The sequence below is a fragment of the Anabaena sp. PCC 7938 genome (assembly GCF_049315035.1).
GTDB classification, from domain to species: Bacteria; Cyanobacteriota; Cyanobacteriia; order Cyanobacteriales; family Nostocaceae; genus Anabaena; species Anabaena cylindrica.
This window is the reverse complement of record NZ_CP186034.1, coordinates 2611767-2632839: the sequence shown is the minus strand read 5'-3', so window position 1 is coordinate 2632839 and position 21073 is coordinate 2611767. Positions and strand designations below refer to the sequence as shown.

Here is a 21073-nt window from a genome sequence, read left to right as displayed (position 1 = left end):
AGAATACTTATCATAAATTTATATTTATTAGAGCCATTACACTAGTATTTTTTTATTTAAAATAATTTAAGTCTCATTGGATTTAGAGATTTAGATAAAAATCCCTACCTATGGAGCTTCTCTATTAGACATCCCCAAACAAGAATGTAGAGACGAGAACCTCTCCAGGTCACGTCTCTACGAGGATTCTAGGATTTATTTAAATTCGGTCGATGTCTAATAGGGTTCCGGATAACGCATATTTAATTTTCACTGCTATGTCTATAGCTTTTCCCATTCTAGAAAAGAGAATTTATCTCTAACTTGGAAGTCTCTTAAACCTCTGTAAGCAGCAAGTAGGAACGTAAGATTCAGATGAATATACAAAAATTTATTCAACGAGCAGAAGTATTAAACAACCGTTTAGCAGACTTGTACCAGACCGCTACTGTATTGCCTTTTATTCCCTCTGATCTGCTACCAGACGCGTTTAAAGACCTATACAGCACCTCAAAAATGGTACAACTGGCAGTTGAGGAACTTTATCAACAAAATGAAGAACTAATCGAAACACGCAACTTGTTGGAAACAGAACGCCAACACTACCAAGATTTGTTTGAATTTGCACCAGATGCCTATTTAGTCACTAATCCAAAAGGTATCATCAAACAAGCCAACACAGCCGCAGCACAGTTACTCAATATTTCTTCAACTTTTCTGGTTGGTAAACCAATAATTACTTTCATCAACCGCGAACAACACCCGTACTTTTATGATGAACTGATCCAAATATTCAAATCCCTACAAGTCCGAAAATTATTATTACCTTTCAATCCAAGAGATGGTGATTCTTTTAATGCTTCTGTAACTGTGAAAGCCATCTCCAATAAGCATGGAAAACTTACTAATTATTACTGGTTAATACATAAAACTTATGAGTATCAGCAAGAACAATCAACAACTCTTGATAATCACAGTCACTTAATTGAAAATCTTCCTGTACATAAATATTCTCAAGGAGACACTATTCCCCTCTACTCGCAATTAATTTGGTATGTGCGTCAGGGTTTAGTAAAGCTCAATACATTTTGTGAAACAGGTAAAGAAGTGCTGACGGGGTTAGCAACCGCAGGAATGGTTTTTGGCTCTAGTATGACATCTCTATCCATTTACCAAGCTACAGCCCTGAAAGACGTGGAATTAGTCTCAATCAATATATCAGAAATCAACGTTTTGCCTAACCTAAGTCACATCCTGTTACCCAAGATTCAACAGCGATTACAACAAACAGAATCTTTTTTATTTATTGCTGGCAGAGGACGAGTACAGGACAGATTACAGCATTTATTAGAACTTTTAAAAGACCAACTTGGGGAACCAGTTCCAGAAGGAACTCGCCTCACTTTTCGCTTCACTCATGAAGAGATTGCTAGTGCTTGCTGCACCACCAGAGTCACAATTACAAGACTACTCAGTCAATTACAACAACAAGGTTTTATTAGTTTTGATGCTAAAAAACATATTATTATCAAAAATTCGCCTTAATTAATTTGGTAATTGGTGATTAAGAAAACACTTTCCCTATTTCCTTGCCTCTTCCCACCTCTTGTAAAGAAATTGGGGCGCTCCTCAACGCCCCATCTATGCAATCAAATCTAGTGTTAGCCAATCATCCGAGGTTTTGGCAATTTGGCAGACAAAATTTTTCCGTTACCGTTTTAATGGAAATATCAACAAAGAAAACGAGACTGTTAAAGATAATTCAGAGGGAAAGATTGCCGTCTGCCCTCAGAACTTACACTTAGTCGCCAGTTGTTGATGAAGCACTGTACAACACCCCTAATGTTGCAACAGTTAATTGATAACGCTTTGTTGTCGCTTCACCACAACTGGCTAAAAATCCCACAGGAAATATATAAATATTTAAGCAGTTCATCCAATGGATACCTCGATTTTTTGAGTAAAGAACTGAATGGTGTTAATGACCATTTTTTTGCTTGGCGTTGTTTGATTTTGCAAAAAAAACTGAAAAAAACTTGATATTCATCATTTATTAATCACGCAGCATTTGGGATATGATCCTATCCGCTTGTAATCGCTGGTAAGTTAAACGGATAATGTTTGCCGCATCAAATAAACCACGGACATAGCAAGCAAAACCCAAGGCATCCAACAACATTAAGGTAGTCACACCTTCTCTTGCTAGGGATGAGATAAATTCTGTAACTCCTGGAGCGCTTGTATCTATTGGCATTGTTGCCAACAAGAAACGTATACAATCAGCCGATACAATAGTTCCTTCTAATTCTTTGCTATCCGTCGCTAGACGAACGATACCCACCATAATTTGATTTGGTGTCATGCCTTCTTCCATGAGAAGGACAAATAAAGATGCCAGATTATCTGGAGTGTGTTTGTCGAGTTTGATATTCATCATGCTTACATATTTACGTGTAACAATAAACGTAAATTTTTTTGCATATCCGGAAAAATTCGGCAAATTTTTTACTATCTAGAAGTGAAACGGCTTAGTAATCGGTTTGACAACAATTACTGAGTCAAGGAAAGAAGCAGACGTAATTACTAATACTGAAGATATGTTTTTGCTCAAATTAAACTATAAGTGTAAGTCCTGAGATAAACTTACACGACTCAGCACTTTTTACTCTTTAGGCAACTTCTTAGCAATTATGCCAGTCTGTAACTAGAGCTTTTTAGTGTGCTTATAGTCAATGAGTGAAACTTTTCTGAGATGGAATGGGCGACAACGGATAAAATCAGGGTTGTTTGCGGCTATGATTGTGCTGAGTATGGTAGCGGTGGTGATGCTATCTTTACCCTTGAATGCTCAAACTGCTATTTCTCAGCGGACAACATCCGAATTAAGGGGAGTGTGGTTAACCAATATTGACAGTGATGTTTTGTTTGAGAGCCAAAGCTTGCAGAAATCTCTACAACGCTTAGATGATCTGAACTTTAATACAGTTTATCCCGCTGTTTGGAATTGGGGTTATACACTTTATCCTAGCAAAGTTGCAGCTAAAGTAATCGGTAAATCCGTTGATCCCACACCGGGATTACAAAAGCGGGATATGCTCAAAGAGATTGTCAGCGAGGGGCATAAACGAGGCTTAACCGTCATTCCCTGGTTTGAATTTGGCTTTATGGCTCCTGCTGATTCTTTGTTAGCCAAAAATCGTCCCCAGTGGCTCACTAGTCGCAGTGATGGTACTAAAATTGTTAAAGAAGGTACACATGAGCGCGTTTGGCTCAGTCCTTTTCGTCCAGATGTCCAAAGTTTTATTCAAGACTTAATTGTAGAAATCGTCAAAAATTATGATGTTGACGGTATTCAATTTGATGACCATTTCGGCTTACCATCAGAATTAGGATATGATGCCTACACTGTAGGATTATACAAAAAAGAACATAGAGGGAAAGCGCCATCTAAAAACCCCAAAGATCCAGAATGGGTGCGCTGGAGAGCTAATAAAATCACCGATTTTATGAAGCGGGTATTTATAGCAATTAAAGCTAATAAAAAAGATTGTTTAGTTTCCGTTGCACCTAATCCTCAACGTTTTTCTTATGAATACTTTTTAGCAGATTGGCAGAAATGGGAAAGAATGGGGTTAGTTGAAGATCTAGTTTTGCAGATATATCGCAATGATTTAAATGTGTTTATCAGCGAATTAGAATACCCAGAAGTGAAAGCTGCGAAAAGCCATATTCCTGTCAGCATTGGTATATTGAGCGGCTTGAAAAATAAATCAGTTCCCATGCAACAGATTAAAACACAAGTAGAGAAAGTGCGCGATCGCAATTTTGCCGGAGTTTCCTTCTTCTTTTATGAAACCCTCTGGAACCTCAGCCAAGAAAAAGCCCCAGAACGTCAAGCAGGTTTCCGGCAAATCTTCCCCAAACCCGCAGGTTATCCTAACTTACTAACAGGCTGGAAACCATAGGGATTAGGTACTGGGTACTGGGTACTGGGTAATGAATAGGTAATTGATATTTCTTCCCCTGCTCCCTGCTCCCTGCTCCCTGCTCCCTGCTCCCTACTCCCTGCCCCCTGCTCCCTCAACCTATTCCCAAACGTCCAGCTAAAGAGGGTGTTAAAGGTAAAAGAGTGCTAATCATCAAGAACAGAGCTAAAAGACCCAAAGCGGCTCTAGCATCATCCGGTTCAGTGACTTCATTTAAACTGGGGCGTTCTGCATCCCTTTGTAAAAAGAAAATGACGATCGCCCAATACATCGCTAAAGTATTACCCAGAGACACCAACGCCAGCAAAGCTAAAGTCGCAAACGTAGCCCTTCCTGCGGTTTTGCGTCCATAAATTGCCTGTACAATACGACCCCCATCTAATTGTCCAGCAGGCATTAAGTTTAAAGCCGTAATCACCAACCCCAACCAACCAATGATGACTAGGGGATGGACATTTACTAAAGGTGCTTTTACAGCCGCACCTAGCACAACCCGCGCCAAACTACCCACCAAAATCGAGCCTTGAAAAAACTGATTTGGCAACTGAAATAAACTACCTGGATGGGAAAGCAACAAGCCTGTCACCAACATTAGCAAAGAAACAATCCCGCCAAAAGCTGGCCCTGCCAAAGCAATATCAAATAACGCCTTGCGATTAGGTAAAAGAGACTCAAACCTGGTAATTGCCCCAAAAGAGCCAATTTGTACAGCTGGTAGAAAAAACGGTAAACTCAAACGGACTTGGTGACGCTGCGCCAATATCCAATGACCAATTTCATGGGCTATCAAAATTGTACATATGCCCAAACCAATAGGCAAAGCTTCAGGAAAACGTGATGGGCTGGAGAATAAATCAAAATTCAGTAATAAACCTGATGCTTCTAAACTAGTGGCGATAGTTGCTAATAACAAAATCACTGCAAATACCTTTTGGGGTAACTGCATGGGACGTGGATCATTGCGACTAGGCAAAACAATCATTACAGGTTTACCATCAGTGTTCTCAACTAAAAACAGGCGATATTTATCACCTAAACGTCCCTGTAAACTTTTAGTGAGTCGGTTGTGAACTTCTTCTGGTTCTCCTCGTAAATTACCTTTGAAAATTGCTCCTTCTTGATAAGGAATAGTCTCGGTAGCAAAAAATGTGTCAATACCAAAAATACCTTTAATGGTATGCAAATCTTCTTCTGGTATTGTCATTTCTTCTGGTTTCAGTTCTGCAACTACTGCGGAATTGTTGCCATTTTTTGGGGAATTTGCTGCTTCTGAGGTTTCAGCCGCGAGTCTTTCTGTGGCTCGTTGCTTGAGAATGGCATCTTGACCAGCATCACGTAACTGTTTACCCAAGAAAATATACACCCCGGTTGAAGCTACCAGCAACAACAATACACCCGCTATATTGATATAAATGCCAGCGGCAAAGCAGCCAAAGAACAGCAGCCAAGGAGCCATCAATACTACCGACTGTAACCAGGCTAAGATTCCCAGCTTACCAAAGGGTTTGGCTCGATAAAAGCCCCAACCCAAAATGCCGAAAGCGACTAGCACAACTGCTGCAATTATAGGAGTTTCTGATGAAGTAAACATCTTTAAACCTTTGCTATTGAGACCGAAGCTCGTACAAGTCCGGTTTTGTAAATACGGTTAATCAGTAATATCTTACGCAGGTTGTAGTTTACCAAAATAATGCTATTATTTGCAGTTGATCAGAATAAATTGACAAATTTAGCCTTTTATGGTTAAGATTTTGCCACATTGGGCAGTTGTCACCCAAATTATGTATGATATTAATTATTATATATAAAAATTATTGAGAATTTCACCGAAAAGTCTCTTATTTGTGTTCTGGTATTTGAGTCATAGAAATTTCAATCACAAATTCTGTTCCTTTTCCAAGGGTGGAATAAAAAGAAGGCGATCGCACTGGTGCAGAAAGGCAAAACACCGCAGCCTTGATATGTCATAGTTTCGATTCATTATTGGTTAGTTATTGCTAATAAGCCCCATCATCAATAATATTCTATGTTCATAAACCTGAATACTCTTGGGAAGTAAGACTAACCCGAATAAGTAAGTAGTAGATTAACAAATATGAGCATAAACCTGATGTTAACGGCTATGAAGATAATTAACTATATAATTAACCTTCCGGTAGATTGTAAAAAATTATAAACCTTGTATATTGAGATGAGCTAACACATAATTTTTTTTAGTACCTCATGCTAAATGAGGAATTTCAAAATCAATATAATACAGTTCCAGATAGCGTTTTAAATATCCCCTCCTTCAACTTTCTATCAGCCATGACATCTCCTGAGCCTCAAACTGATTTTGAAGATATTCCCCAGCCATCATTTGAGCCACCGCCACCATCAAGACGGTGGCTACGCTTATTGTTAGCTTTAGTCCTAGTAATTGGGGGTGGAAGTGCGATCGCTTGGAAGTTGCTAACTCCTAACCAAAATCCAGCCGCAGCTAATGCTCAACTCCCAGCAGTAAAAGTCAAACTATCGACAGTGCAAACAGGCACAGTTGAGGATGCTACAGAATATATTGCCAGTCTAGAATCTAGACGCTCAGTCAATCTCCAACCCAGAATTCAAGGTCAAGTCGCCCAAATATTTGTAAGATCAGGAGATCCTGTCGTAGCTGGTGCATCCATTATGCAAATAGATGCTAGACAGCAACAAGCCGCAGTAAATAGTTTGTCTGCTGCTGGTCAAGCTTCTCAGGCACAACTAGAAAATGCTCGCGCTACCCTCAAATCTCTGCAAGCAGAACGCCTAGCCAATGTGGCTGATGTGCGCTTAAATCAGCAAGATTATGATCGCTACTCTGAATTAGCCGCACAAGGGGCAGTATCTCGTCAAACTAAAGATCAATATGCTAATAGGCTGGCTACAGCGAAAGCCCAACTAGGAGCTATAGATTCTCGAATTCAAGCCCAGCAAGCGACCATATCTCAGGCAGAAAAATCCTTACTACAAGCTGATGCTAATGTCAGACAACAACAAGTAGAACTTCAGTATTACAAAATTACTGCTCCCTTTAATGGTACCGTCGGCGATGTCCCGATTAAAGTAGGCGATTTTGTCAGTACTTCCACACCATTAGCTACTATCACTCAAAATCGACCTTTAGAAGTTAACATCCCTGTTCCCCTAGAACGAGGTTCCCAATTACGTCAGGGATTACCAGTGGAATTGATTACCGCCCAAGGTCAAATTCTTGGTACTACAGAAGTATTTTTTATCTCTCCAAGCATCAGTAATAATTCTCAATCAATACTCGTTAAAGCACTTTATAACAATTCCGCAGGTCAACTACGGGCAGATCAATTAATTCGAGCCAGAGTGATTTGGGATCAACGTTCTGGAGTTTTGATTCCCACAACGGCCGTATCTCGGATAGCCGGAGAAAACTTTGTGTTTGTAGCTCAAACAGAAAAATCTCCTGAAGGTGCTTCTCAATTAATAGCCAAGCAAAAGCGAGTGAAACTGGGCAATATCAAAGGTAATGATTACCAAGTAATTGAAGGATTGAAAGTAGATGAAAAACTAATCGTCTCCGGAATCCAAAACCTCAGAGATGGACTACCGATAATGCCTGAGTGATTGATTGGGAAGAGGCAGGGTGTAAGGGGAAAGAATTATTCCAATCACCAATTACCAATTACCAATCACCAATTACCAATTACCAATTACCAATTAATTATGGTTGATTTCTTTATCAAGCGACCTGTTTTTACCAGTGTCTGCGCTATTATCATTTTACTGGTTGGTGCAATTAGTATTCCTACACTGCCCACAGCACAGTATCCAGAGATTAGTCCGACGCAGATTATTGTCAATTCTAATTACGTTGGTGCTAGTGCAGAAATTGTGGAAAGCACGGTTACAACTGTTTTAGAACGTCAGATTAATGGTATCGAAGGCATGAAATACATGACTTCAAGCAGTAGTAACGATGGCAGCAGTACTATTACTGTCACATTTGATGCTTCGCGGGATAAAGATATTGCCGCCGTTGAGGTACAAAACCGCGTTTCTTTGGCTGAACCGCAGTTACCAGATTCTGTAAAGCAAACAGGAGTCACTGTCAGTAAACAGTCGAACAATATCCTGTTGGCAATGGGTTTGTATAGTGATAATCAAGAATTTGATACTGTCTTTTTAAGTAATTACGCTGATTTATATTTAGCAGATGCTCTAAAACGCATCAAAGGTGTAAGTGAGGCGCGGATTTTTGGTGAACGCCGCTATGCAATGCGTCTGTGGCTTGATCCTAATAAACTTGCTAGTCGCAACTTAACTACTCAAGATGTTGTTGATGCCATCAATGAGCAGAATTTACAGGTGGGTGCGGGGCAAATTGGACAGCAGCCAGCACCAGATGGTCAGATGTATCAAATTGACTTGAGGGCAGTTAGTAGGCTGACAGAACCGAAGGAGTTTGACGATTTAGTGATTAAAACTACTGCTGATGGTAGTTTGATCAAGTTGAAAGATGTAGGTAGAGCAGAACTTGGCGCTCAAAACTATAGCTCATTTCTGAGATTTAAGGCTCAAGAAGGTGTAGGAATAGGGATTTTTCCGACACCGGGGAGTAATGTTTTGGACGTTGCTAAGTTAGTGAAAAAGGAAATGGTGCGATTGTCTCAAAGCTTTCCACCGGGGATGAAGTATCAAGTGGCATTTGACACCACTACAATTGTGGAAGAGTCCTTAGCGGAAGTGGTGAAGACTTTATTCGAAGCGATCGCTCTCGTGACTATCGTCATCTTTATCTTCTTACAAGATTGGCGCACTACTTTAATTCCTGTCATCACTATTCCTCTATCCTTAATTGGCACTTTTGCCTTCGTGAAAGCCTTTGGGTTTTCTATCAACATCTTGACTATGTTTGGTTTAACCCTATCCACAGGTATGGGAGTTGATGATGCAATTATCGTGGTGGAAAATACCTCCCGCTTAATTCAAGAAGAAGGAATGTCATCCCGAAAAGCGGCTTCCACGTCGATGCAAGACCTATTTGGGGCTGTAATTGCTACTTCTCTGGTATTAATGGCCGTGTTTGTCCCAGTAGCCTTTTTCCCTGGATCGACTGGAGAAATTTACAAACAATTTGCACTCACAATTGCCTTTTCTACGGTCATTTCTACATTTTTAGCCCTGACACTCACACCGTCTCTTTCGGCTTTGTTGTTACGTCAAAGACCAGTACCTGGAGGAATTTTAGGTTGGATATTTGGTTTATTTAACGGGTTTTTAGAAGCCGCGCGTCGTGGATATGAGCGCTCTTTAAGGTTTTTGGCAAAAATAAAAGGGATAGTAGCGATCGCATTTATTGGTTTATTGGGTGTTACGGCTTGGCTTTACATGACCGTACCATCATCATTTCTACCCGACGAAGACCAAGGTTATTTCATCACCATCATTCAAGGGCCAGAAGGTTCTTCACTTGAATACACCAGCAACGTCATGAGTAAGGTAGAAGCCGAAATCCTGAAATTGCCAGAAATTACAGGTACTTTTGCCATTGGTGGCTTTAGTTTTAGTGGGAATACTGCTAACAGCGGCGTAATTTTCTCTACTCTCAAATCCTGGGACGAACGCACCAAACCAAATCAAACAGTACAAGCCCTAATTGGTCAATTAGCACAAACATTCTCAGGAATTACCGAAGCCAGCGTTTTTCCAGTTAATCCTCCCGCAATTCGTGGTTTAGGTAGTTTTAGCGGTTTTCAGTTTCAGTTACAAGACATATCTGGCACTAACACCTTAAATTCTCTACTGGAAACCGTCGGTCAGTTTATGATGCGCGGTAATCAGACTCCAGGATTGCAAGCTGTATTTAGCACATTTAAAGCCAATACACCCCAAATTTTAATTGAGGTTGACCGGAATAAAGCTAAATCTATGCAAGTTTCCATTGAAGATATCTTCACAACCCTACAAAGTTACTTGGGTTCAAGATATGTCAACGACTTTAATTTTCTATCTCGCACATATCGGGTATATATCCAAGCAGATGCTCAGTTTCGGTCAAATCCAAATGATATCAATTCATTATATGTGCGTTCTGATAATGATCAAATGATTCCTCTCAGTAATTTAGTCAAATTGACTCCTACAACTGGAGCTCAAACCATCAATCACTACAACTTATTTCGCTCAATTGAAATTAACGGTTCTCCGGCTCCTGGTTTTAGTTCTGGACAAGCAACTAAAGCTATGGAACAACTAGCAAAGGAGATTTTACCCACGAATATGGGATATGAATGGTCGGGTATTGTTGCAGAGGAAAAAGAATCTGGTGGACAAGCACCAATCATTTTTGGTTTGGGCTTACTTTTCGTCTTTTTAGTATTAGCTGCTCAGTATGAAAACTATGTAGATCCTTTGATTATTCTGCTTGCAGTTCCTCTAGCTATTATGGGAGCTTTAGCATCACAATCACTACGGGGTTTAAGTAATGATGTATTTTGCCAAGTAGGGTTAGTTATGTTAATTGGTTTAGCAAGTAAAAACTCGATTTTGATTGTTGAATTTGCTAACCAGTTGCGAGAACATCAAGGTTTATCAATTACGAAAGCAGCAGTAGAAGCAGCACAAGGTCGTTTGCGTCCAATCCTGATGACTTCTTTTGCGACTCTGCTGGGGATTTTTCCCCTCGTAACTGCCACAGGTGCAGGTTCAGCAAGTCGTCAATCTTTGGGTACTGCTGTATTTGGAGGTATGTTTGTTGCGACTTTTTTAAGTTTGTTTATTGTGCCAATTTTGTATATCATTATTGGGACAATTCGCCAGCGTTTGCAACCTGTTCATAAGTATCCGCTTTTAGAAGTACATGAAGATGGGAAGGTTGCATCAAGATAGCATTCATTCCCAGTCATAGACTGGGAATTAGAGAACAAGAGATTATATCTAATCTAAATCAGGTTCAACACCAAGCGATCGCAGTTGGGCAATTAATCTTTCTGTTTTCTGCCTTTCTTGTTCAGCTTTCTGCCTTTCTTGTTCAGCTTTCTGCCTTTCCTGTTCAGCTTTTTGTCTTTCTCTTTCTGTACTGGTTAAAATCCAATTACCGTCTTGATCATACCAACGTAACCAAGGCATTTCCACATTTTTATAAGTGCCTTGCCACACCCCTAAACCTAATTCTATTTCTGAAATCCAAACCCGATCATCTGATAAATTTATTTCAGCATAACGAGCGCCTTTTAACTGAAACATTCTAAATTCAGATTTATAACGGTCAAAAATGGCGTAATAGGGTATTCTTAAATTTTGTTCATAAACTTCCCATTTACCAGGAGGTTTTTCAACATTCCTTAATGCTTGCCCTAAGTCTTCTTTTTCTGTTCCAGGTGAGAGTAATTCAACTATAATATGAGGGTTTACTCCTTCTTGCCACACTACATAACTTAATCTTAAATCTCTATTTTCGTACAGATATGGTACACCTAAAACTCCAAACCAATCTGGGCGTTTATACCATGAAGGATGACGCAAATCATAGTAAAGATTCAGATCACTGCCTGTAAATATTTCTTGAGTGGGATAATTTGGTGGACGGAATGTTTCTGCTAATAATTGTGGTTGCAACAAATGAAATTCATCTGGCAAGCCTGGTTCCTCCGGGTCTTCGCTAGGAAGATCATACATTGTAGGTAATGTTTCTTTAGGGGAAAGTGGCGGATCTGTTTGATACATTCTTGACAATCCTAAAGATAGAATTTCGGCTCTTGCGTCCTTTTTATGGTGAAAAATAAAATCACTAAAATTTAATGCCGATAAAATTAAATTATAAAAGCTGAAAAGTCTATCTATGTAAAGGTTTACGAAGTTTTAAACATATGGGAATAAGCATATCATTATAATCATAATTATTAAAAACAAATTTTTTAGGGATAATTATGAAATTTAGCGTAGATCAAATTCTCAATCTCCCAGATATGAAAGTGTTAGATTTTCAAGAACTTGTTGGGGCGGAAATAATTATAACAATAGAGAAGGCTGTCAAAGATTCTACTTGTCCAGATTGTGGAAAAACCACCCATAGTATACATCAAAATCATTGGCGAATGATTCATGATTTATCTTGGAGTGAAAAAACTAGTATTGTTAAAAATCAATCGCCGTCAATTCAAATGTAACAAGTGCAAAAAAGTCTTCTCTTGCAAAGTTGCTCCTCTTGGGGAGACCCCAAGACCGCACTTTGCGCTTAGTGAAAAGCTAAGTTTTGTAGATAAAAGTAAAGGATATACTAAAAGATTAGCCATAGATATAGTTGCACAAGTATTAGATAGTAATATTCATAGTGTTGCCGAAAGAAATGACTTGAGCGATGAAGAAGTTGAATCAATGTTAAAAGCACAAGTATCACAAATATTAAATATTAATTTAAGTCAGGTAAAAGGTTAGGCATAGATGAAATTGCTTTGGTGAAAGGTCAAGGAAATTATTTGGCAGTACTAGTAGATTTAGATACTCGTAAACCAATTGAATTGGTGAAGTCAAGAAGAATAGAAGAAATACGTGAAGTTGTTGTCAAATGGGGATCTCAGGTACTTGAGCAAATAGTTGAAGTGAGTATCGATCTTTGGTCTCCTTATAAAAGTTTAGTAGAAGAATTAATGCCAAATGCAAATATAACTGCTGATAGATTTCATGTAATGAAACAAGTAAATGATGAATTAGATGCTATGCGTAAATCTGAAAAAAAAGCCGCCATGTCTTTAGACAATAAATCAGAGCAAGACCGAATATTAGCAGGATTAAATAAAAGCAAATATAGCTTAATAAAAAATGAAGATTGAGGAATTAAACAGAATGCTGATTGCATTATCCTGAAAATCCTTAAATCCTGGAAATCTTGATTCAGACAAAATAAAGATTGAGGAATTAAACAGAATGCTGATTATATCATCCTGAAAATCCTTAAATCCTGAGCATCCTGATTCAGACAATATTGTTTTTTATCTAAATCATATTTACCTATGTCTTTAAACTTACTAATTCCCCATTCTCCAACAAAAGAATATTACTGTAACATTGACCTAAATCTATACGATTCTCCTGAATGCAACCGCTTGGCAACCCAAGCCGCAACAGGAAGATATTTACGAGTAACATCAAATCATCAAGATACAGCAGTTGCAGTTTGTTTATGTGAAGACGACTATCCCGGATGGTTATCTGTTCAAGATTTGCAGTTTCTCAAACCAACAAAAGCAGTATATCAACCCCAATTCATCTCAGCCGCAGAAATTCAACAACACATACCCGCAGTTATCGCTTTTACTCAAGCAGCAAAACAAGAAGATAATTATTACCTTTGGGGTGGTACAGTTGCACCCAATTATGACTGTTCTGGTTTAATGCAAGCAGCATTTAAATCCGTAGGTGTTTGGCTACCGAGAGATGCTTATCAGCAAGAAGATTTTACTCAACCAATTGATTTTATTGAATTACAGCCAGGAGATTTAATATTTTTTGGAACTCCCCAAAAAGCAACTCATGTAGGTTTGTATTTGGGTGATAGTTGCTATATTCATAGTTCAGGAAAAGAACAAGGACGCAATGGCATTGGTATTGATCAACTTTCGGAACAAGGAGATCAAGTTAGTCAGGCTTATTATAAACAATTGCGCGGTGCTGGTAGAGTTATCAAGTGCTACAAACCGCAGAATTAACCCTGTTCCAACTTCTTTTTAGCAATTTTCTTCTTCACAGGCTTTTGAGTTTCATTTTGGGACAATATAAAGGTATCTAGCGACTCTGTTGGTTGAACTATTTGGAGACGCAAAAACTGTTCCCATACACCATTGCTAAATAAGTCTACAGCAGTTTGAGGATTTTGACTAGCAATATTACTAATCACTCTACGCCATCCCTGAACCAATAAATCAATAAATATTTCTTCACCAGAAAACTTATTTAACAACACCAATGCAGTTTGTAAACCAGCGGGTAAAATTTTTGCCCTTAGTCTCTGAATTACCACATTTAACCAAATCGGTACAAGTTCCAACCAGTTATTTGCTTCTATCTCTTTGATTGCTATTTCTTCCATACCCATAGCACCCCAAATACACAGAGACTCTACAGCCAATTGAGAATTGTAGTTTTGAACAGCAATCACCCATAATTTTTGGGCATGATTTTGACAGCGATTGGCAAAAAATTGATATGCTTCTTGAACAAGTTCAGGAATTGTGACTTTATAAACTGACTCACCTGTGGGTAAATAGCCACCACGATAAAAAAGCTGATTATAACAACCACAAAGATGAATTTGCTGATCAACTATGACTTCTTTTATATGAGAATTTTCTGACCAAAAAATTTGTACACCGGGTAAACCTTCAAGTGTTTTTATTGATTGTAATTTTGCTTTAACTTCGGGTGGTATTTGCCTTTCTTCATCTTCTTCTGGTTGTGCAATTCCATAACCGATTAAAATCCCAACACCACCATTAACTAATTTTTGAAGCAGCGTTAAAAACTTATCATCGACAACAGCCTGACTTATCAAAGGATAATAAAAGAGAATTTGATTTTTTGCAGAATTCAAAACTTCTAAAAAAGCTTGATTAATTTCTCCATCGCGCAACTGCACTGCTGTACCTGCTTCCTGCACAGTTTCTAACACCTGCTGACGAATCTTTTCTAATCTAGATTCTATTTCTTCATTTTTCTGCTTCAGAATTGCTTGACGCTCAAAATTGATGGTTTGGTCTGATACTTCACATAATGTTTGTAAAGATATTTTACCTTGATTTAGTAGTGATTCTAGCCAATTTGATGCCGCTTCTAAAATTTGCTTTCCTTTTCTGAGTTGAATACTCAATTTATCTTCTAAAGCATCAAAAATAACAAATAATGATACAGTCTTCCAAAAAATTTGAGTTGGTGGTATCACCTTAAAAGCAGTAACTATTTTACCTTCTTCTGGTACATGAAACGCCAAATCTGAATCTTGAAGAATTTGCTGTATTGTTTCTAGTGTTAAAGAAGAAATATTGTTGATTTTATTTTCAATATTTACAAAAGTTGCTAAATCAGGTAATTTTGTAGTGACATCACTTAAAGATTCAGATTGAAAGGAAATATTACCACCTAAAAAATCAGTGACGGCATAAATTTGTACAGAATATGGTGGTTGAGGAACAGTTCCTTTTTCATAAAATAAACGCCCTTCTGTAGTAACTGTAATTGGTGATGTTACGGCTAAAGTTTGTAATGACTGAAGAGTAGAAATTGTACTTTTTACAAATACAGCATCAAGACCAAGTATAGATGCTAATTCGTCCGCTGTTGGTGCAGGTTCAAACTCAATACCAGCGCGGATAATAAATTCTTCAAGTACATTAAATTGACGTGGTTCTTTGATGGTTAATTCTACAGTATTTTGCCGCAGACTATAGCGTAATTGACGCGCTGCTAAAACTGATAAACCAGCACTTTGCGCTTCAATTTTATCTACTAAATTTTTAAGATTGTCATCAATAGGTTTAGCATCAGAAGCAAGAAACATCAATAAAACCTCCATGACGACTGACAATATTTGCCACTTCTGAATACATTCCACCAACTGTCCCTGGTTTACTGGTAAATAAATCGTGACAACCAACAATTACCAATAATTCTTGAGCGCGGGAAAATGCCACATTTACCCGTTCTGGTTTTTTAGCAAATCCCACATCTCCTTGATGATTATTACGCACCATACTCACAATTACAACTGGTCTTTCCATTCCTTGAAATCTGTCAACTGTACCTGTTCTAATTTGCAGTGAAGGGAAAATTTCAGATTGTAAACGTTCATCAATTTTTCGCAGTTGAGAACCATAAAATGTAATTACGGCTATTTCTTTTTTGGGTTCACCATTAGCAACTTTAGAACTCCATACATTTTCAAATTGATGACAGATATTTTCTATGACATCAATTTCTCGGATATTAAAAAACGAAGTTCCCAAACGTTCTTCTTGAAATTCCTGTTCTCTAGGCATTTTCACCCAAATCAGATGATGTTCTGGTTTAATTATCTCCCCTGCTAAATGATGAGCGCGTTTGCTGTCAGGTTCTAAAATACCACATTCTAATTTACCATCATAAAATTGATTTATTGCTCCCATGATATTGGGGTGCATTCGATATTGGGTATTTAACATTTGTTTGATGCTATTATCAGCAGTTTCAAACTGACTTTTAAATAATGATTCTTCTAAAAATTGTAATTCTTCTCTAGTATTGCCAATTTTTTGAGCAACTTCTTCAACGGTGCTAGTATCAAGCATAGGTGGTAATTGTCGATGATCTCCCACCATGACTAATTTTTTACCTTTTAAAGCGGGAATTAATAACTCTGGGGGAGTGCATTTACTAACTTCATCAATAATAACAACATCAAAAGATTGAAATTCTTCAGAAAAATTATAATTTGCAGCTTGAACACAAGTGATACCAACGACGTTAGCATTGTCTAAATAAATTCGTCTCAAATCGTTACTATCGCGTTCTGATGGTTGACGTAGTTTATTAATCCAATCTTGAACAAAATTTTGATATCTTTGCAGATAATTTTCTTCATTTTGCAATTGTTGTTGCCAAATATCAAACTTGTCTTTGACTAAGTTTAAAAATTCTAGATTGAATAAGTCACTTTCGGTATTTTTAACCTTGAATTGAGCAGGTATTTCTTGCCATGTTATTTGCCACCAATTTCGCTCTATAATTAAAGACTCTGGTATCTGGAGTTGCAATTGCTGTTCTAGTTCATTTAGCTTAATTTGTGATTTATCAAGTTTCTTTTGAGCCGTTTTTGTTTCTTTTTTTAGTTTGATTAATTCCTCATGTAATGAATCTTGAATCATCTCTAAAATAGCAATTGGTTCTAATGATGAAATCAAGGGTTCAAGTTTAACTATATTACTTTCACAAATTTTTATTTGCTTGGAAAATTCTTGATGTTGTTCCCAAATATTTGATTGTTTAGCGAGATATTTTTCAGTTAGATTACGCAATTTAGCAGGTATATTAGGTTTTTTGTTAAGTTCTTCCAACATATTTACAACTCTTGCCAGTTGTAAATTAGCATCTTGACTGGCTTTTTCTACTTGAGATTGAGTCGCAAATATTTGTTCTTGGGTAATGCCATTATTTGGCAGTTCATTTAATTGGTTTTGTTGTTTTTGTAAAATATTAAGTTGTTGTTCAGCTTCAGTTTTGACTTTTGCCACACATTGACGAGAATTTGCCAGAATTATATCTAGTAGTTCTTGTGTAATTTGGGTAAGAGTAGAATGGATATTATCTAGTTCATAAGCTGCACCATATGTTCTTTGCAGTTTAGTTAAAAAAGATTGGGTATTTTCCACCAACGATTTACGCTGTTTGGAGGTAAGGAGTTGATAATCATTTAATTCTTGATATGTTACCTGCCATTGAGTGCGATCGCTTTTTGATAGAACTAGAGGAATTTGACTAAAATTTTCCTGTAAGAAATAACTAAAACTATGCTGTTTACCTCGTCTATCTGTGAAGTTACCTTGAATTTCATACGATATTGCTTTTGTCAATAATTTCCAATCTGGCAAGCTAATTTTATAATTTTTGGGGACAAGTGGTAATTTTAAATTATTAGCAAACATTAATAAACCTAGTGGTAAATCTATCATATTATCTGTTAATGGTAAATCTGATTGCTGACAGTTTTTTACAACTTGATACAGATTGTTATAAGCTGTAGATTTCCATTCGATAACTGCTTCGATAATATAATCAATTTCTCGCTTGCGATTTTCCCATAGTTGAATTGTTGGCTGTAGACTTTTATCCTTATTTAGAAATTGCTGATACTCTGTTTGTAATTGATGCAAATATGTAGAATCTTTTTTGAAAGCCTGTACTAATGTGGTTAATTCTGACATAGTTACAATTACGTCATCAGCATAACTAAATATTTTTTTTAATTCATCAATTTCAGTTGCTACTGTTTCACTTAACCAAGCTGCTAACCCAAATGCACCACGCGCAGGACGAACAAAGCCAAGTTCATCTACATATTTAATAGCTTGACAAACATTTTCCCGGAAACTTTCTACTTGATGAATATTTTTTGTATATGGTTGCAGACAGGGTAAAAAATCTTTAACTTCTGCTGAATCCCAGTTTACTGGGACATTTTTGAGCAGATTCTTTAATCCAATCTTGAGAGATTCAATTTTATTTTGATTTACTAAACTTTCCTGATAAGCTATTTCTTGAATTTGACAGATTTCCTTTAAATTTTCTTTTTCTAATTTTGATTCATTTTGTTTGTGATTAAATTCTTCTTCAGATTCAAGATAAGCTTTAAAACGTGTTGATGATGCTAATAATTGAGTAAATATTTTGATATTTTCTTGACGTTGAGCGAGATTATTTTCACAGTCAGTAGCGGTATTTTCTAGCCATCTGCCAATTACTTGATCTTCTAAAAATGGCTGTCCTTCTTCTCCAACTTTTTCGGCTCTTCCCTTGCGTACAGCCCGAATTACAGGGTTATGAACTAATCTGCTTAAAGCATTATCAACTGCTAAATTAGCCTGAGAAGTAATTAATGTGCGTCCACCCCGCAAGGCTACTTGATAGCAAATTTCAGCAATTACCGTAGTTTTACCTGTCCCTGGTGGCCCTTGAATCAAAACTAAATCATCTGCGGCTAGTACCTTTTCTACAGATGCTTTTTGACCTGGATTTGCAGCAGATAATAACAAATCTTGTGATTTAATTTTGACAGTTTTTTTAATAGATCTGGCTTGAGAAGCATCAAATAAGAAGTTACCTAAATAAGGATTTTGAGTGCGTCCTTGTCTTAATTGTTCCAAGGCTTTTTCTTTGCGTTCAATTTGTTTTATATCACCAGCAGCATCAAAAAATAAATATCCAGTTCCAGGAAGTTGATAATTACCCGCTGCTATATATTCAACCAAATCGCGTTCTAGTCTAATATGAATAATATTATATTTTTGATCAATTTTTTCAATAGTTCCTAATTGACGACTACTGCGACGATTTCTTTCGCTAGGAACGGTGTCAGAAAATTTGATATCTTGGTTTTTTGCCTGTTTCACTCGTTCCCAAAAATTTTCTACATCTAAATAATTTTCTTCAGAACCGTCAAGAGTGGCTGAGTTCAAATTTATCTCAAAAGCGATTTGCTTTTTATTATTACTGTACTTGTAATTGACAAAAACCACACAAAATTGCCGTGCTTTAGCAATGCGTTCTTCAACTTTTAAAAATGCTTTCCATGCTTGTAGTTGTTCTTCTGTGGGTACATGATGACCACAAACTGGCATGGTTGCTATTTGTGCTAATACCTTGGGTGGAATAGCGGAAGGATGATGATGATTGGGGACTAATTGTAAGCGTAAAGGTAGGGCATAGCCATCACCTTGTCCTCGTGAAGGTTGTAATAAATAAGCTGAGAGAATTTTTAAACCGCCAGTTCCATTTTTTTGGACTGCTGCTCTAAATCCTAGGGTTTTTCTCAGTTCTTTTAGTCTTTTTGGTAATTCAAATTCACTTTCATCTGTGGCTATTGTTAAGTCCCAAATTTCTTCTCCTGGATCTTTTCCCGAACCTTGACGACGAATATAAAATAAGCAAGATTTTTTACCGACACATTCAAATATTAATTCATGGGCGCGTTCTCGTCGTTCTCGAAATTCGGGGTATAATTCTACTGTTGATTGACCTTCAAAGTTACGAATTAAACTATCAATTGTAGAGTTTAGTAAGGTGTATCCCCAGGTTTCTGATTTTTGATTGTTTGGTAAAGTTGGCATGAATACTCCTGGATTTTTTTTCACGCAGAGTCGTAGAGAAGAGTTTGTTTTTTGGCGTTAAAGATGAAATTGGTGATAGGTTTGACTGGCGGCTCGATGTAATAAGGAGTGTCTCCAAACTAGGGATTTCATATCTTCTGCATAACCACCACCGATAACGCAAGCGACGGGATAACCTGCGCTGACACAGGTATTTAAAACTTGCATTTCTCGCCGAAAAATTCCTGTGTCTGTTAAGGCTAGTTTACCTAGTTTATCGTTTATATGGGTATCAACGCCAGCATCATAAAATACTAAATCTGGTTTTATTTGTGATAATAGATCGGGGAGATAATTTGCTAATGTTTGCAAATAAGCTTCATCTTCCATTCCTAATGGTAAGGGAATATCTAAATCACTTTTTTGTTTTGTGCCAGGGAAGTTGTCTTCACAGTGCATGGAAAAGGTAAAAACGCTATTGTCATTGTGAAAAATAAAGGCTGTTCCATCTCCTTGATGTACATCTAAATCGACAATTAAAATGTTTTTAGCAAGCCCTAATTTTTGGATAACACGGGAAGCAACTGCTAAGTCGTTGAAAATACAAAAACCAGATCCATAGTCAGGAAAAGCATGATGAGTTCCACCAGCAGTATTACAAGCTAAACCATGATTTAGTGCTAATTGAGCCGTTAGTATTGTCCCACCTAAAGCCACGCAGGTACGATTCACCAAAGCTGGACTCCAGGGTAAACCAATGCGTCGCTGTGCTTTTGATTCTAAGGTTCCCTGACAGTAAGCTTGTACATAGTTGGGGGTGTGAACTAATTCAATTAATTCTGTTTGTGGACGTTCAGGAATGTGAAACTGTTCTGAATGTGCTACTCTGTCAGCTAACAGCAATTCATGGAGTTGACTGAATTTAGACATCGGGAAACGATGCCCTAGGGGTAAAGGAGCAATATAATCTAGATGGTAAACAATTGGTAAATCCATTACTAAGGTGAGTTACACCGATATATTTTTAGGTAAACAATTTAGTCAAGATAAGTGGAAAATATCAGTCTGGGGGTAGATTGTTTTTAATATAAAAATAATTTATTTATCTTAAAAATTACAAAGATAGCTTTTTATGTAAGTCTTGTACCGAATAATAATGTACCATATCTTTTTTTCAATAGTCTACTACTATAGCGGTTGTCGGTTGAGTGAGATACAAGAACTCCACCTCCAATCCTCTCCTCCTTCGGATAGTCACCTACGGTGGGAAAACCGCCTACAGCG

The 21073-nt window shown here is 37.4% G+C and carries 12 protein-coding genes and 1 pseudogene; 6 read left to right on the top strand and 7 right to left on the bottom strand.

The window, feature by feature from the left end; all coding sequences use genetic code 11:
* Positions 1–354 precede the first annotated feature (354 nt).
* Positions 355–1524: a helix-turn-helix domain-containing protein gene (locus ACOWPH_RS12080; protein WP_015215628.1), complete on the top strand. Its 1170-nt coding sequence runs from the start codon at positions 355–357 to the stop codon at positions 1522–1524.
* A 256-nt stretch (positions 1525–1780) separates the two neighbouring features.
* Here ACOWPH_RS12080 and ACOWPH_RS12075 read toward each other — a convergent pair whose 3' ends face one another.
* Both ACOWPH_RS12075 and ACOWPH_RS12070 read right to left on the bottom strand, forming a co-directional pair.
* A complete protein-coding gene (locus ACOWPH_RS12075; RefSeq protein ID WP_015215627.1) occupies positions 1781–1915 on the bottom strand; it encodes a hypothetical protein in 135 nt (44 codons plus the stop codon).
* Between the two features lie 117 nt (positions 1916–2032).
* On the bottom strand, positions 2033–2413 hold the full coding sequence (locus ACOWPH_RS12070) for a hypothetical protein (RefSeq protein WP_015215626.1): 381 nt from the start codon (positions 2411–2413) through the stop codon (positions 2033–2035).
* A gap of 298 nt (positions 2414–2711) precedes the next feature.
* Here ACOWPH_RS12070 and ACOWPH_RS12065 point away from each other — a divergent pair, with 298 nt between their 5' ends.
* Positions 2712–3944 carry a glycoside hydrolase family 10 protein gene (locus ACOWPH_RS12065; protein ID WP_015215625.1) on the top strand — a complete coding sequence of 411 codons (1233 nt, stop codon included), beginning with the start codon at positions 2712–2714 and terminating at the stop codon, positions 3942–3944.
* 115 nt (positions 3945–4059) lie between these two features.
* Here ACOWPH_RS12065 and ACOWPH_RS12060 read toward each other — a convergent pair whose 3' ends face one another.
* Positions 4060–5556, bottom strand: a complete 1497-nt coding sequence (locus tag ACOWPH_RS12060) for a site-2 protease family protein (protein ID WP_015215624.1) — start codon at positions 5554–5556, stop codon at positions 4060–4062.
* Positions 5557–6272: 716 nt separating this feature from the next.
* On the opposite strand from ACOWPH_RS12060, the gene ACOWPH_RS12055 reads away from it, so the two are divergent.
* The gene (locus tag ACOWPH_RS12055) at positions 6273–7583 is read left to right on the top strand and encodes an efflux RND transporter periplasmic adaptor subunit (RefSeq protein ID WP_042466065.1); all 1311 of its coding nucleotides are present in this window, start codon (positions 6273–6275) and stop codon (positions 7581–7583) included.
* A 96-nt stretch (positions 7584–7679) separates the two neighbouring features.
* The gene (locus ACOWPH_RS12050; RefSeq protein WP_042466064.1) at positions 7680–10847 is read left to right on the top strand and encodes an efflux RND transporter permease subunit; all 3168 of its coding nucleotides are present in this window, start codon (positions 7680–7682) and stop codon (positions 10845–10847) included.
* A 48-nt stretch (positions 10848–10895) separates the two neighbouring features.
* Here the strand turns inward: ACOWPH_RS12050 and ACOWPH_RS12045 are convergent, their stop codons facing one another.
* A complete protein-coding gene (locus ACOWPH_RS12045; protein ID WP_015215621.1) occupies positions 10896–11684 on the bottom strand; it encodes a DUF874 family protein in 789 nt (262 codons plus the stop codon).
* Positions 11685–11887: 203 nt separating this feature from the next.
* Here ACOWPH_RS12045 and ACOWPH_RS12040 point away from each other — a divergent pair.
* Both ACOWPH_RS12040 and ACOWPH_RS12035 read left to right on the top strand, forming a co-directional pair.
* Positions 11888–12787 (top strand): annotated as a pseudogene (locus tag ACOWPH_RS12040) (ISL3 family transposase); the annotation flags it as partial.
* A 183-nt stretch (positions 12788–12970) separates the two neighbouring features.
* Positions 12971–13666: a C40 family peptidase gene (locus tag ACOWPH_RS12035; protein ID WP_015215619.1), complete on the top strand. Its 696-nt coding sequence runs from the start codon at positions 12971–12973 to the stop codon at positions 13664–13666.
* Here ACOWPH_RS12035 and ACOWPH_RS12030 read toward each other — a convergent pair.
* The 3 genes from ACOWPH_RS12030 to ACOWPH_RS12020 are packed head-to-tail and all read right to left on the bottom strand — an operon-like array spanning position 13663 to position 20785.
* Positions 13663–15510, bottom strand: a complete 1848-nt coding sequence (locus tag ACOWPH_RS12030) for a hypothetical protein (RefSeq protein WP_015215618.1) — start codon at positions 15508–15510, stop codon at positions 13663–13665. The two genes, ACOWPH_RS12035 and ACOWPH_RS12030, sit on opposite strands and share 4 nt — an antisense overlap.
* Entirely contained in the window at positions 15494–19810 is a 4317-nt protein-coding gene (locus ACOWPH_RS12025) for an AAA domain-containing protein (RefSeq protein ID WP_015215617.1), read from the bottom strand. The genes ACOWPH_RS12030 and ACOWPH_RS12025 overlap by 17 nt, the downstream gene beginning before the upstream one ends.
* A 57-nt stretch (positions 19811–19867) precedes the next feature.
* A complete protein-coding gene (locus ACOWPH_RS12020; RefSeq protein WP_015215616.1) occupies positions 19868–20785 on the bottom strand; it encodes a histone deacetylase family protein in 918 nt (305 codons plus the stop codon).
* Positions 20786–21073: the final 288 nt, after the last annotated feature.

Excerpts from the sequence above, each read along its gene's own strand:
- ACOWPH_RS12035 (WP_015215619.1), top strand. The coding sequence starts at position 12,971 with ATGTCTTTAAACTTACTAATTCCCCATTCTCCAACAAAAGAATATTAC.
- ACOWPH_RS12030 (WP_015215618.1), bottom strand. The coding sequence starts at position 15,510 with ATGTTTCTTGCTTCTGATGCTAAACCTATTGATGACAATCTTAAAAAT.
- ACOWPH_RS12045 (WP_015215621.1), bottom strand. The coding sequence starts at position 11,684 with ATGTATCAAACAGATCCGCCACTTTCCCCTAAAGAAACATTACCTACA.
- ACOWPH_RS12060 (WP_015215624.1), bottom strand. The coding sequence starts at position 5,556 with ATGTTTACTTCATCAGAAACTCCTATAATTGCAGCAGTTGTGCTAGTC.
- ACOWPH_RS12065 (WP_015215625.1), top strand. The coding sequence starts at position 2,712 with ATGAGTGAAACTTTTCTGAGATGGAATGGGCGACAACGGATAAAATCA.
- ACOWPH_RS12055 (WP_042466065.1), top strand. The coding sequence starts at position 6,273 with ATGACATCTCCTGAGCCTCAAACTGATTTTGAAGATATTCCCCAGCCA.
- ACOWPH_RS12080 (WP_015215628.1), top strand. The coding sequence starts at position 355 with ATGAATATACAAAAATTTATTCAACGAGCAGAAGTATTAAACAACCGT.
- ACOWPH_RS12075 (WP_015215627.1), bottom strand. The coding sequence starts at position 1,915 with ATGAACTGCTTAAATATTTATATATTTCCTGTGGGATTTTTAGCCAGT.
- ACOWPH_RS12070 (WP_015215626.1), bottom strand. The coding sequence starts at position 2,413 with ATGAATATCAAACTCGACAAACACACTCCAGATAATCTGGCATCTTTA.
- ACOWPH_RS12025 (WP_015215617.1), bottom strand. The coding sequence starts at position 19,810 with ATGCCAACTTTACCAAACAATCAAAAATCAGAAACCTGGGGATACACC.
- ACOWPH_RS12020 (WP_015215616.1), bottom strand. The coding sequence starts at position 20,785 with ATGGATTTACCAATTGTTTACCATCTAGATTATATTGCTCCTTTACCC.